The 12,876-nt window shown below is 67.1% G+C and carries 9 protein-coding genes; 5 read left to right on the top strand and 4 right to left on the bottom strand.

Features of this window, described 5'->3' with window-relative positions; genetic code table 11:
* Positions 1-59: 59 nt before the first annotated feature.
* Together AB4Z16_RS12190 and AB4Z16_RS12195 are read right to left on the bottom strand one after the other, a co-directional pair.
* The gene (locus tag AB4Z16_RS12190) at positions 60-1,613 is read right to left on the bottom strand and encodes an ABC transporter substrate-binding protein (RefSeq protein ID WP_441511612.1); all 1,554 of its coding nucleotides are present in this window, start codon (positions 1,611-1,613) and stop codon (positions 60-62) included.
* A 213-nt stretch (positions 1,614-1,826) separates the two neighbouring features.
* On the bottom strand, positions 1,827-2,969 hold the full coding sequence (locus AB4Z16_RS12195) for a C45 family autoproteolytic acyltransferase/hydolase (protein ID WP_441511613.1): 1,143 nt from the start codon (positions 2,967-2,969) through the stop codon (positions 1,827-1,829).
* 82 nt (positions 2,970-3,051) lie between these two features.
* Here AB4Z16_RS12195 and AB4Z16_RS12200 point away from each other — a divergent pair, with 82 nt between their 5' ends.
* Together AB4Z16_RS12200 and AB4Z16_RS12205 are read left to right on the top strand one after the other, a co-directional pair.
* Entirely contained in the window at positions 3,052-3,942 is an 891-nt protein-coding gene (locus AB4Z16_RS12200) for a GntR family transcriptional regulator (protein WP_441511614.1), read from the top strand.
* 107 nt (positions 3,943-4,049) lie between these two features.
* The gene (locus AB4Z16_RS12205) at positions 4,050-5,300 is read left to right on the top strand and encodes an aminopeptidase (RefSeq protein WP_441511615.1); all 1,251 of its coding nucleotides are present in this window, start codon (positions 4,050-4,052) and stop codon (positions 5,298-5,300) included.
* Positions 5,301-5,434: 134 nt separating this feature from the next.
* Here AB4Z16_RS12205 and AB4Z16_RS12210 read toward each other — a convergent pair whose 3' ends face one another.
* On the bottom strand, positions 5,435-6,472 hold the full coding sequence (locus tag AB4Z16_RS12210) for a DmpA family aminopeptidase (protein WP_441511616.1): 1,038 nt from the start codon (positions 6,470-6,472) through the stop codon (positions 5,435-5,437).
* A 131-nt stretch (positions 6,473-6,603) separates the two neighbouring features.
* On the opposite strand from AB4Z16_RS12210, the gene AB4Z16_RS12215 reads away from it, so the two are divergent.
* Positions 6,604-7,035, top strand: coding sequence for a DUF1810 domain-containing protein (locus tag AB4Z16_RS12215; protein ID WP_441511617.1), 432 nt, complete (start codon positions 6,604-6,606; stop codon positions 7,033-7,035).
* Between the two features lie 2 nt (positions 7,036-7,037).
* Here the strand turns inward: AB4Z16_RS12215 and AB4Z16_RS12220 are convergent, their stop codons facing one another.
* A complete protein-coding gene (locus AB4Z16_RS12220; protein WP_441511618.1) occupies positions 7,038-8,006 on the bottom strand; it encodes an ornithine cyclodeaminase family protein in 969 nt (322 codons plus the stop codon).
* Positions 8,007-8,211: 205 nt separating this feature from the next.
* On the opposite strand from AB4Z16_RS12220, the gene AB4Z16_RS12225 reads away from it, so the two are divergent.
* Complete coding sequence (locus AB4Z16_RS12225) at positions 8,212-8,997, top strand: IclR family transcriptional regulator (protein WP_441511619.1); 786 nt, start codon at positions 8,212-8,214, stop codon at positions 8,995-8,997.
* Entirely contained in the window at positions 8,994-12,842 is a 3,849-nt protein-coding gene (locus AB4Z16_RS12230) for a hydantoinase B/oxoprolinase family protein (protein ID WP_441511620.1), read from the top strand. The genes AB4Z16_RS12225 and AB4Z16_RS12230 overlap by 4 nt, the downstream gene beginning before the upstream one ends.
* Positions 12,843-12,876: the final 34 nt, after the last annotated feature.

Consider the following 12,876-nt stretch of genomic DNA (forward strand, 5'->3'; position numbering starts at 1 on the left):
GCCCTGTGCGGGCATGCCTCGATGTCGCGGGAGATCCCGAAGATGGGGCGGTTCGATTGCTATTCGCCGACCGTGACTTCCCAGGCCCGCGGCAGCGAGCTGACGGTCGAGACATAGCCCTTGGTCTTGGCGCCCATCGCGCCGCCGACGATGCCGTTATAGAGCATCACCATCGGCACCTCGCCGAGGAAGCGCTTGTGGAGCTCGTCGAAGATCGCCTGACGACCGGCGCGGTCGTTCACCACCATCGACTTGTCGAGCAACGCCTGGATTTCGGGATTGTCCCAGAGCTTCCGCGGCTGCTTGTCCTTCGGCCCGGTCATCGACTCGTAGCTCAGCGCGGGGTCCATGCGGCCGGAATAGGGGAAGGCCTGGATCTGGTAGTTGCCCTTGCTGTAGCGGTCGAGCTGCGTCGCCCATTCCAGGACTTCGATCTCGACGTTGAGTCCGACCGCCTGCAGCATCTGCTGGGCGACCACGGCGGCATCGAAGCTCTCGGGATAGCGCTTGTTGGCGAGCAACACGATCTTCTCGCCCTTGTAGCCGGCTTCCGCGATGAGCTTCTTGGCGGCGGCCGGGTCGTATTTCCAACCCTGCTTCTGCACCGGGCCGTAATAGGCCGAGAGCGCCGGGACGATCGAGTTGTTGGGCGTGCCGATGCCGTCACTGACGGCGGCGACCAGCTCCTTGGTGTCGACCGCGGCGGCGATCGCCTGCCGCAGCTTGACGTTCTGCAGCAGCGGGTCGCGCGTCTGGATGATCAGGCCGACCAGGCCCATGCTGGTGACGACGGAGGTCTTGACCTTGTCGTTCTTCTTCAGCTCGGCGATGTCGGTATTGGCGATGTCGGGAACGATGTCGATGTCGCCGCGCAGCAGCGCTGCCTTGGCGGTCGCGTTGTCGGGGATGATGAGGAAGCGGACTTCGTCGACCAGCGGCTTCTTGGCCCCCGTCAATCCGTCGATCTTGCCGGGCAGCGAGGCGTAGTCCGCGAAGCGCTCCAGCTTGATGTACTCGCCGCGCTTCCATTCGCCGAATTTGAACGGGCCGGTACCGATCGGCTTGTCGAAGCTGCCATCGGCCTTGACCGAGTCTTTGTGGATGATGCCGGTCATGGCGCAATCGGTGCGGGCGAGCGCGGAGAGGAAAAGCGCGCTGGGCTTGTCGAGCTCGAAGACAACGGTCTTCTCGTCCGGCGCCGAGACCTTCTCGACTTTGACCTGACCGCGGCCGTCGAATTCCGAGAGGCAGCGCCAGTCGGTCTTCGGGTCCATGTAGCGATTCCAGCTCCACAGCACATCGGCTGCGGTCAGGGGGGCGCCGTTGTGGAACTTCACGCCCGGGCGCAGCGTGAAGGTGTAGTTCTTGCCGTCCGGCGAGATCTCGACCTTCTCGGCCAGCAAGGGCTTGGGCAGCGCGTCCTCGCCATAGGCGACGAGGCCCTCGACCATCTGAACGACGACGCCGTCAGTATTGGCGTCGCGATTGACGCCGGGATTGATCGAGCGGATGTCGGCGCGCAGCTGAATCTTGAGCGTGCTGGCCTCGGCGGCCTGGACCAAGCCGCCACACAACAGCGCGGCGGCGAGGGCGGTGGTAGTGGTTCGACGCATCATGTTCCCCTGTTTTTATTCGGTTGTGACGCGGTGCCCGGAGGCCGTTCTTCAATGTGAGACCTCATCCTGAAGAGGCCCGTCAGGGCCGTCTCGAAGGGTGTTCCAGATATCTCCCGAGTCTCCTGGACCATCCTTCGAGACGCCGTTCCCTCGGGAATGGCTCCTCAGGATGAGGGCTGAGTGGGCTTCCAAGCAGCCTTTGTCGTCTGTTTATTCCGCCGCTTCGGCGAGCAGGACGGGCTCCTCGGTCAGGCTGTAGCGGGTGAAGACGCGGTTCTCGGCCGGCAGCGGTGCGACCTCCATGATCCCCTTGGCGGGCTGCATGATCACCATCGCGACGGTCGCCGAGAGGTTGCCCTGCTCGTTCGGGCGGGCCGGCCGGCAGACCGAATAGGGCGAGAGGAAATCGTCGAAGAGAGCCTGCTTGAGATCGTCGACCGTCAGCTTTCGGCCGGCCTCGTCGAGCAGCTTCTTCACCCGCCAGTCGCGGTAGAAGCTCTCGGGCACGCGCGGGATGCTGGTGTTCTTGACCTTGGTCAGCGCGACCTGCCCGACCCAGTGGTTGGCGTGCACGATCATGCCGTCTTCCGGATAGATCGGAAACGCCTCGTCCGGGGCGCATTCGAAGTCGATGCCGAAGCCTTTCACGGTCGAGAGCATCATGTTGTTGGAGCAGGCCTTCGGCGTCGCGGCCACGGCCTTGATCGCGAAGGCGAGGTGCTCCTGCTCCAGCACCTTGCGGCGGATCAGGGCGAGCGGCACGCCGGTCTGGGTGAAGTCGCGCTCGCATTCGAGATAATTGGCGGTGATCGAGATGCCGGCTGCGTTCATGCCGCAGCGGGCGAGGCCGCCGGCCTCGACGAAGGTCAGGAAATCCGGACCGTCGTCGCGGCGCACACGCAGCACGATCGCGGTCTCCGCGCATTCGGCACGCCAGTCCCAGTTCTGGCCGTGGATCAGCTCGCCCGAGGCGCTGCGCTCGGGCAGGATGATGGCGCCGGTGCAGCCATCGTCGAGTTCTTCGGTTGCCTCGACCGGCTTGTTCTTGACCATCCGCGCCTTGGCGATGACCTCGGTGCGGGCGTTGACCATGATGATGTCTTCGAGCGCGACGCCGGCGCCGTCGGCGATGCCACGCATCTCTTCGATGTAATGCGCGCCGAAGGCCTCGATCTCGCTGGCGAACTCGCCGATCAGGGCGGATTTGGCCTTGGCGTCGTAGCCGAGATCGCCAAGCTGGCCGCCATAGAGCTCGATCGAGCGCTTCACGCGCTGAGGCACGGCCGCGCCGTGCTGGCGGCCGCGCTCATAGGGCGAGCCCGAAACGTCGACGAAGGGGCAGGGCTGGACCATGGCGCGCAACTTTCCGATATGCTGGCGTGACATTGATCTGTAATGTATTTCATCGTCAACTAAAACAAGCAAGGACTTTCCGATGACCGTTCCGACCCGGTTGCAGCAGGAGATTGCCGGGCGCATCCTGCAACTGGTGCGGGATGATGCGCTCGACGCGGGCGCCTGGCTGAACGAGAACGCGACGGCCCGCCGCCTCGGCGTCTCGCGCACGCCGGTGCGCGCAGCGCTTGACCATCTCGCCGAGCAGGGCATCGTTCGCCGTCATCTCAACAAGGGCATCGAGATCGTGAAGCTGCCGGCCGCGAGCGATAGCGCTCTGCCGCCGGAGGCGATCGACCTCGCCATGATCCGGCTGGCGCATGAGCGCGAGAATGGGCTGCTGCCGGACGAGGTTTCGGAGCTCGAAGTGATGCGGCGCTACGAGCTCGGCCGGCCCGAGGCGCAGAAGCTGCTCGCCCGCCTCGCCGATCTCGACATGGTCGAGCGCAAGCCGGGCTATGGCTGGCGCTTCCTACACGAGCCGCGCGACAAGCGTCTGCGCGACGAGAGCTATCGCTTCCGTCTGGTCATCGAGCCGATGTGCATGCTCGAACCGGGCTTTCACCTCGAGCCCGGCTGGATCGCCGAGATGCGGGCGCGCCATCTCGAATATCTGCAAAGCCCGTGGCGCGAGTCTTCGAGCATCGCGTTCTACGAGATGAATGCCGCTTTCCATGAAGGCTTGGCCGGGGCGACGGGCAATCGCTACTTCCACTCTGCCGTGCGTCGCCAGAACCAGCTCCGGCGCCTCTCGAACTATGACTGGGGTCTCGGTTTCGAGCGCGTGCAGGTGAATTGCACGGAGCATCTCGCCATGCTCGACCATCTGGAAGCAGGAGAGAACGAAGTCGCCTCAGCCTTGATGCGGAGCCATTTGTTCCGGGCCAGCAAGCTCAAGCTGGGGACGCGACCAGTCGATGAGGCCGACTGAGCCAGCCTGTCCGGGCCCGAGATGGCTGCCCTGCCGCCGAGGCGGTTGACCCGGCCGCGATTTGAGCTCGCAATGGCCGGCATCCCGAATCCGACAGGTCGAGTGCCATGACTGTTCACCAGCGCCCGCAAGCCATCGATCCCGCGAAGCTCGACAAGCTGGCCGAGGTCGCCATCCGCGTCGGCCTCAGTCTGCAACCGGGGCAGGACCTGTTCCTGACCGCGCCGGTCGCGGCGCTGCCGCTGGTGCGTCGCATCGCCGAGCACGCCTACAAGGCCGGCGCCGGCATCGTGACGCCGATGCTTGCCGACGAGGAGATCACGCTCGCGCGCTATCGCTATGCGCCGGATGCGAGCTTCGACAAGGCGCCGGGCTGGCTCTATGAGGGCGTCGCCAAGGCATTCTCCGCCAACACCGCGCGGCTCGCCGTGGTCGGCGACAATCCGATGCTGCTGGCGAATGAAGACCCGGCCAAGGTCGGGCGCGCCAGCAAGGCGAATTCCGTCGCCTATCAGCCGGCGCTGGAGAAGATCGCCGGCTTCGACATCAACTGGAACATCCTGGCCTATCCCAGCGCGGCCTGGGCGAAGCAGGTTTTCCCGGATGATGCCGAGGAGGTCGCGGTCGGCAAGCTGGCGGAGGCGATCTTCGCCGCTTCGCGCATCAACGAAGCCGATCCGGTAGCTGCCTGGGCGGCGCACAACGCGGCGCTGCGGACCCGCCGCGACTGGCTGAACGGCCAGCGCTTCGCTTCTCTGCACTTCACCGGGCCGGGCACCGATCTCGTCGTCGGGCTCGCTGACGGCCATGACTGGCAGGGCGGCGCCTCGCCGGCCAAGAACGGCGTCGTCTGCAACCCGAACATCCCGACCGAGGAGGTCTTCACCACCCCGCATGCGCGCCGGGTCGAGGGTCACGTCTCGAGCACCAAGCCGCTCTCCTATCAGGGCTCGCTGATCGACGGCATCCAGGTGCGCTTCGAAGGCGGCCGGATCGCAGAGGCCAAGGCTGCGCGCGGCGAGGCGGTCCTGAACAAGGTGCTCGACACGGACGAGGGCGCGCGCCGTCTCGGCGAGGTGGCGCTGGTGCCGCATTCCTCGCCGATCTCGAAGAGCGGCATCCTGTTCTACAACACCCTCGTCGACGAGAACGCCTCCTGTCACATCGCGCTCGGCCAGTGCTATTCGAAATGCTTCGTCGACGGCGCGAACCTCACGCCGGAGCAGATCGCGGCGCAAGGCGGCAACAAGAGCCTGATCCATATCGACTGGATGATTGGTTCCGGCGAGGTCGATATCGACGGTGTGCATGCTGACGGCCGGCGCGTGCCGGTGTTCCGCAAGGGCGAGTGGGCCTGAAGCGCGAACGTCTAGCCGACGCACCTTCCGTCATGGTCGGGCTTGTCCCAACCATCCACGTCTCCCTTCGTGGAATGCGGTGTTCAAGACGTGGATGCTCGCCACAAGGGCGAGCATGACGGTGTGTTTCCTCGTCAGGCCGGGTTCGTCCTGAGCCAATCGCCGAGCGACGGGCGATGGTGACCGTCACGACCGGTCGTGGCCGGAGCCGCGATCATCGCGTTGAGCACGGCTTCCTGCGTCGCTTCGGTGGCTGCGCGGAAAAGCGTGTCGATACGGTTCTCGTTGAGCGCGCGCAGCGGGAAGAGATCGTTCGGCTGATCGTGGTCGATCGGATCGGCTGTGGTGAAGGCGACCGCGATGTCGCCGCTGCCATTACCCCAGAAGGCGCCGAGCCGGGCGAGACCGGCGCCGCCGCGCCGCGCGACCCGCTGCAGCTGCCGCGATTCCAGTGGCACGTCGGTCGCGATGACGAGGATGACGGAGCCGCGCTCGCTCTGAGGCCGTGCTCTCGGCGGTGCGGGCCGGCGCCCGTCGGGCAGGACGAGATCGCCCGCATTGCCGAAATTCGCCAGCGCCAGCACGCCGAGCGTGCAGCTGGCCCCGTCGAGATCGAAGCACCGCGAGGCTGTGCCGATGCCGCCCTTGAAGCCGAAGGCGCTCATGCCCGTGCCGGCGCCGACGGCGCCTTCCGCGACTGGGCCTGAAGTGGCAGCGTCGAGCGCGGCGAAGGCGTGTTCCTGCGTCAGCGCGCGGGCGCGGATATCGGAGAGATAGCCGTCATTGCATTCGAGCACGATCGGGTTGACCGTCCCGGTCTCGCGGCCGATGTCGGGATTGTCGGCGAGCGCGCGCGTCACCAGCGCGTCAAAGCCGGTGCCGACGCTCAGCGTGTTGCCGAGCAGGAGGGGCGTCTCGATCTGGCCGAGTTCGGCGAGTTGCATCAACCCCGCGCTCTTGCCGAATCCGTTGATGATTTCGACCGCCGCGCGCATCTTGCGGCGGAAGAGGTTGCCGTCATGCGGCAGCAGCGCGGTGAAGCCCGTGAGGATGTCGCCGTCGCGCAGGGTACAGTGCCCGAGCTTCACCCCCGCCACGTCGGTGATGGCGTTGAGCCGGCCCGGCTGCATGATGCCGCAGGAAAGGCCGAAATCGCGCAGGCGCTGAGTCATGGTGCCGGGTCTCGATGGATCGTTCGGCGGGAATAGCATGGGCGCGTGCCGGCTCAAGCGCGTCGGGCGCGGGGCGGAATGAACGGCGGGGCAGTCCGCGCGTTTGAGATGGCGAAGCAGGGAGTGCGCCGATGTCCGATCCGTTCCATCTGCAGCGTTTCGTCGATGCGCAGGAGCCGGTCTGGGCTGATGCGCTCGCCGAGGTGCGGGCGGGGCGCAAGCGCAGCCACTGGATCTGGTTCGTGTTCCCGCAGATGCGGGGTCTGGGTCTGTCCCCGAACTCCGAATTCTACGGCATCGGCTCGCTCGACGAGGCGCGGGCCTATCTGGCGCATCCGGTTCTCGGGCCGCGCCTCGGAACCGTCACGGAAGCGGTGCTGGCGCATGAGGGGCGCAGCGCGAACGCAATCTTCGGCTCGCCCGACGACAGGAAGCTGCGGTCCTCGATGACGCTGTTCGATGCCGCGAGCGGGGACGGCGCCAACGCCTATCGTGCGGTGCTGCGCCGCTTCTTCGACGGGATCCCCGATCCACGCACCTTGGAGCTGCTTGGCAAGACCTAGCTTCAGCGCGGCTGGACCGTCCCGAGCCCTTGCGCGCGGGCTTGCGCGACGGCGAGATGAGCGAGGGCGAGGTCGGCGAAGGCGACGCCGCGGAAGGCAAAGAGGGAGCGCCCGGCCGCCGCGTTTGGCTGCGGCGTAGCGGCCAAACCGATCAAGTCGTGCTGGAAGGCGACGGTTGTGACGGGGTTGCCGTCGGCGCCGTAGGGCGCGCGCGATTGTTCGAGGCTGTCGGTTGCGAGCAGGTCGAAGGCCGGCAGCGTCTCCGGCTTCCAGCTGCGGCCGGTGTCGACCGCTACTGCCAGGGCGGCCGGCTTCAGGCGTCGCGCATCGAGGAAGGGCGTCATGCCCGCCGCGCCCGGCACCATCGAGATCACGATGTCGCTGTGGGCGAGCAGCGCGCCGGCATCGTCGAGGATTTCGGTGGCGAGCCCGGCTGCGCGTGCCGCTTCGGCGAGGCGTTCGGCGGAGGAGCGGCTGCGGCTGAGCATCAGCGCGTGGGTCAGGCCGGGATAGAGATCGCGGAAGGCGGCGAGATGGGCGTGAGCCTGCAGGCCGCAGCCGACGAAGCCGATGGTCTGCGGCTCGGCCGGTGCCAGAAGCGATGCCGCGGCGGCGCTGATCGCCGCGGTGCGGATCAGCGTGATCTCGTCGCCGTCGAGGACGGCGAGTGGCTGGCCGGTCTCATAGTCGCTGACGCAGATCAGCGCGCTCACGGCCGGCAGCGGTGAGCCGGCAGCGACGGGCGCCATCGCCACCCATTTCACCGTGGCGATCCCCTGCGCCGAGGAGGCGGCTGTCATCGCCTGGAAGCCATGGCCGGGGCCGAGCGTCAGCGTGCTCTTCGGCAGGCTGCGGCTCAGGCCGGCAGCATGGTCGCGAAATCCCTGGAGGACGGCCTCGCGCGCCGCGGCCGGGGGGATCGACAGCGCCCGGACGTTCTCGCGCGACAGATAAAGCAGGGCTTCGCTCATCCCGAGAGCTCCGTAACGGCAAGGCGCGGGGGCGGGACAAAACCCGCGTCAAGGCGGGGGATACAGCCGGGCTTGGCCGGCGTCGAGACGGCCGAACGCGTTGCGACCGGGCGGGATCACAGGATTGACATCTTCATTAACCGGCGTATCGTTCCTTTTATTGCAACTCAAGTTCCATTTAATGGAACTTTTAGGACCGGTCTCGATGTCCATCCTGTCGTCGGCCGTGGATGTGCTTCGTTGCTTTTCCAGCACGCGTCACGATGTGACGGTGACCGATCTCGTGTCGCTGCTGGGCATGCCGAAGAGCAACGCCTCGCGGCTGCTGCGGGCGATGCGGGACGAGGGGCTGCTCGAAACCGTCGGCGACAGCAAGCGCTATCGCCCTTCGCTGCTGCTCAATCAGGTCGGGCATCTCTATCGTTTCGCGGCCTCGCTGATCGACCGCGCCGATGCTGTGGTCGGCAGAATCTCCGATCAGATCGGCCATACCGGCTATATCAGCGTCCGGCGCGGCAACGAGATCGTCGGCGTCACCGCCCATCCCGGCAGCCATGCGCTGCGCGTCGTCACCGCGATCGGCGACCGCATCCCCGCCTTCGCCTCCAGCACCGGCCGCGCCCTGCTCGCCCGGCTTTCGGACGACGAGGTTCGCGCGCTCTATCCGGCCGGCTTCAGCGCGCCCTCAGAGACCGCACCGCAGACCATGGACGAGCTTCTGGCTCGCCTCGCGGTCGTCCGCAGCGCGGGCTTTGCCGAATCCCATGACGAGGCGGTGCGCGGCGTGCGAGCCATCTCGGTCGCCGTCGGCGATCCCGTGAGCGGCGACGAGGTTGCGATCTGCATCTCTTTCCCAGCCGCCACGGTGGAGCCGGCCGAGCGCCTCGCCATCATCCGTTCGCTGGGGGAGGGCGGCGCCGAGATCGCGGCCCTGACCCAGGACAAGCGCTTCTTTCCCTTGAATCTTTCCATCGCGGAGACCGCTCCATGAGCAATCGTTGGCGTATCGGCTTCGACATCGGCGGCACCTTCACCGATTTCATCCTCTACGACTCGCAGGAGCGCTCGGTCCGGCTGCACAAGCGCCTGACGACCCCGCACGATCCCTCCGAAGCCGCGCTGATCGGCCTCGGCGAGCTCGTCGATATGGCCGGGATCACGCTCGCCGATGTCGGCGACATCGTCCACGGCACGACGCTGGTCACCAACGCCGTGATCGAGCGCAAGGGCTCCAAGCTCGGCCTGATCACCACCAAGGGCTTCCGCGACATCCTCGAAATGGGGACCGAGCAGCGCTACGACATCTACGACCTGTTCCTGACCTTCCCCGACCCGCTGGTTTCGCGCGAACATCGTCTCGAAGTGGCCGAGCGCATCGATCGCGACGGCAATGTCGTCACGGCGCTCGACGCGGATGCGGTGCGCAAGGCGGCTCGGGAGCTCGAAGCCGCCGGCTGTGAGGCGATCGCGATCTGCTTCCTCAACAGCTACCGTAACCCGGCCCACGAACAGGACGCCGGCCGCATCGTCCGCGAGACCTGCCCCGAGCTCACCGTCTCGCTGTCGAGCGAAGTCGTGGCCGAGATCTGGGAGTACCAGCGTTTCGTCACGACGGCGGCGAACGCCTATGTCCAGCCGTTGATGCGCCGCTACCTCCAGCGGCTGGAGCGCGAGCTTGCGGCCCGCTCCTTCACCGGCGCGCTCAGGCTGATGCATTCGGCCGGCGGCCTGGTCTCGCCCGAGACGGCGCGCACCTTCCCGATCCGCCTGCTCGAAAGCGGCCCGGCCGGCGGCGGCCTCGCGACCGCGCTCTTCGGCGAGCTCGCCGGCCATAAGGACGTGATCTCCTTCGACATGGGCGGCACCACCGCCAAGGCCTGCATGATCGAGGATGGCCGCGCGGAGATCGCGCCGATGCTGGAAGCCGGTCGCGTCAACCGTTTCGCCAAGGGCTCCGGCCTGCCGATCAAGGCGCCCGTCATCGACATGATCGAGATCGGCGCCGGCGGCGGCTCGATCGCCGCGATCGACGAGGTCGGCCTGCTCAAGGTCGGTCCGCATTCGGCCGGCTCCGATCCCGGTCCAGCGTGCTACGGCATGGGCGGCGTTAAGCCGACCGTGACCGACGCCAATCTCGTGCTCGGCTATTACGATCCGAAATTCTTCCTCGGCGGGCGCATGGCGCTCGATCTGGAGGCGGCGCGCAAGGCCGTCTCGACCGTCGCTGCGCCGCTCGGCCTCTCGATCGAGGAAGCCGCCTGGGGCATCCATAAGGTCGTCGTCGAGAGCATGGGCGCGGCTGCCCGCGTCCATCTCGTCGAGAAGGGCAAGGACCCCCGCCATTACGCCATGGTGGGCTTCGGCGGCGCCGGCCCGGCGCATGCCGTCGACGTCGCCCGCGTGCTCGGCGTCAAGCAGGTCATCATCCCGCCGGCCTCGGGTGCCGCATCGGCTCTCGGCTTCCTTGCCGCGCCACTCTCCTTCGACATGGTGCGCTCGCTGCCCGTCGAGTTCTCGGAAGGCTTCGATGCCGCCGCGGTCAACGCGATGCTCGGCCAGCTCGAAACGGAAGGTCGCAAGCACCTGATCGAAGCAGGGGTGAAGCCGGAGGACGTCACGGTCGAACGCACGGCCGATATGCGCCTTGTCGGCCAGATGCACGACATCTCCGTGCCGCTGCCATCAGGCACCATCGATGCGTCGAGCCTGGATGCCATCCGCGCGGCCTTCAGCAAGGCTTATTCCGCCCGCTATACCTCGGTCTATGAGGGCGCGCGGCTGGAGGCGATCAACTTCCGCGTCCGCTGCGCCGGTCCGGTTCCGACGCTCTCGCTCTCCGGCGCGGCCGGCGGTGGCAATGCGGCCGCCAAGATCAAGGGCACCCGCCGCGCCTGGTTCGAGGGCGGCTGGAGCGACGCGGTGGTCTATGATCGCTACGCCCTGCGCTCCGGCGACACCGTCGAGGGGCCGGCCATCATCGAGGAGCGCGAGGCGACCACGATCGTGCAGCCCGGCGACAGCGTCGCCATCGACGATGTCCTGAACCTCATCATTCATGTCGGTCAGGCGAATGCGGTCGAGACCTCGATCACCGCCGACATGCCGCTGGCTGAGGCCGCGCGCCGGATCGAGGCCGATCCGATCTCGCTGGAGATCATGTGGAGCCGGATGATCAACGTCGTCGAGGAGATGTGGCTGACGGTCTGCCGCACCGCCTTCTCGCTGGTGATCTCGGAAGCGCAGGATTTCGCCTGCGAACTGCTCGATCCGGAAGGCGAGACGCTGGCGCATTCGCCGCGCGCCATGCCGGTCTTCAACCTGACGCTGCCGCGCGCGGTCAAGGCGCTGCTGGAGCGCTATCCGGCGGAGACGCTGAAGCCGGGCGACGTGCTGATCACCAACGATCCCTGGCTATGCGCCGGCCATCTCTTCGACATCGCGGTGGTGACGCCGGTCTTCCTCGGCGAGCGCGTCGTCGGGCTGATGGGGACCGTCGGCCATGTCTCCGATATCGGCGGCACCAAGGACTCGCTGCGCGCCCGCGAGATCTACGAGGAAGGCTTCCAGATCCCGCCGATGAAGCTCTACGAAGCCGGCCGGATCAATGAGACGCTGGTTCGCCTGCTCGGCGAGAACGTCCGCAACTCTGAGCAGGTGCTCGGCGATCTCCACTCCTTCGTCGCGGCCAATGCGATCGGCGCCGAGCGTTTGCAGTCCTTCCTCACCGATTACGGCATGCAGGACCTCAGGGCGCTCGCCCATGTCGTGCAGAGCCGATCGGAAAAGGCGATGCGCGAGGCGATCCGCGCGCTGCCTGATGGAACCTATCACGGCACCGTCTCCAACAACCCGCTGGGCACGCCGATGACCTATCCGCTGGCGCTGACGGTGAAGGGCGACACGATCCATCTCGACTTCGCCGGCGCGCCGCCGCAGCTCCCGCAGGGCGGGCTGAACTGCACGCTCAACTACACGATGGCGCATGCGACCTATCCGCTGAAATGCATGCTGACGCCATCAGTGCGCGGCAATGCCGGCTGCTACCGCGCCTTTTCGATCGATGCGCCGAAGGGCTCGATCCTGAACTGCGACAAGCCGCTGGCGGTGAACCTGCGCACCCGCACCGGCTGGTATCTGGCGCCGAACATCTTCCGCGCGCTGTCCAAGGCGGCGCCGAAGCAGGTGCAGGCCTTCACCGGCCTCCCCGTCGCGGCGAGCGTCTATGGCCGCGACCAGGCCGGCGACACCTATTCCGACATGCTCTTCGTCGGGGGCGGCCAGGGCGGCTCGGCCCATGGCGACGGCAAGTCGGGACTGCTCTACCCGACCTCGGCGGCGAACACCTCGATCGAGACCTTCGAGTCGCGCGTGCCGGTTCTGGTGGTCGAAAAGACCTATCTCACCGACTCCGGCGGCGCCGGGCAGCATCGCGGCGGTCTCGGCCAGCGCGTGCGGCTGCGCAAGCTCTCCGATGACGGGCTTCCGACGCTGGTCTCGCTCTATCCGGAAGGGGTCAACAACCCGATCCCCGGCCTGTTCGGCGGCAAGGCCGGCGGCGGAGCCTCCGGCCGGGTCATCGACGAGCAGGGCCATGTGCTGAAGGACGTCGGCACCGGCGAGCTCGTCCAGGTCAAGGAACCGCATGAGATCGTCGAGCTCGTGCTCGCCGGCGGCGCCGGCTACGGGCCGGCCGCCGAGCGCTCGCGGGAGGCGATCGCCCGCGACATCGCGCTCGGCCTTGTCTCACCCGACGCGGCCAAGCGGGACTACGGCGTGCAGGGAGCGCATGCCACGCAGGACGTCGGCGAGGCCAAGGCCGGCATCCTGGTTGCCTGACGGGCTGCATCGAAACGCAAACAGCCCGCAAGGG

The organism is Allobosea sp. TAF32 (assembly GCF_052113585.1).
Classification (GTDB): domain Bacteria; phylum Pseudomonadota; class Alphaproteobacteria; order Rhizobiales; family Beijerinckiaceae; genus Allobosea.

Bases quoted from the DNA above. Each gene is read 5' to 3' on its own strand.
- AB4Z16_RS12190 (WP_441511612.1), bottom strand. From the start codon at position 1,613: ATGCGTCGAACCACTACCACCGCCCTCGCCGCCGCGCTGTTGTGTGGC.
- AB4Z16_RS12195 (WP_441511613.1), bottom strand. From the start codon at position 2,969: ATGGTCCAGCCCTGCCCCTTCGTCGACGTTTCGGGCTCGCCCTATGAG.
- AB4Z16_RS12200 (WP_441511614.1), top strand. From the start codon at position 3,052: ATGACCGTTCCGACCCGGTTGCAGCAGGAGATTGCCGGGCGCATCCTG.
- AB4Z16_RS12205 (WP_441511615.1), top strand. From the start codon at position 4,050: ATGACTGTTCACCAGCGCCCGCAAGCCATCGATCCCGCGAAGCTCGAC.
- AB4Z16_RS12210 (WP_441511616.1), bottom strand. From the start codon at position 6,472: ATGACTCAGCGCCTGCGCGATTTCGGCCTTTCCTGCGGCATCATGCAG.
- AB4Z16_RS12215 (WP_441511617.1), top strand. From the start codon at position 6,604: ATGTCCGATCCGTTCCATCTGCAGCGTTTCGTCGATGCGCAGGAGCCG.
- AB4Z16_RS12220 (WP_441511618.1), bottom strand. From the start codon at position 8,006: ATGAGCGAAGCCCTGCTTTATCTGTCGCGCGAGAACGTCCGGGCGCTG.
- AB4Z16_RS12225 (WP_441511619.1), top strand. From the start codon at position 8,212: ATGTCCATCCTGTCGTCGGCCGTGGATGTGCTTCGTTGCTTTTCCAGC.
- AB4Z16_RS12230 (WP_441511620.1), top strand. From the start codon at position 8,994: ATGAGCAATCGTTGGCGTATCGGCTTCGACATCGGCGGCACCTTCACC.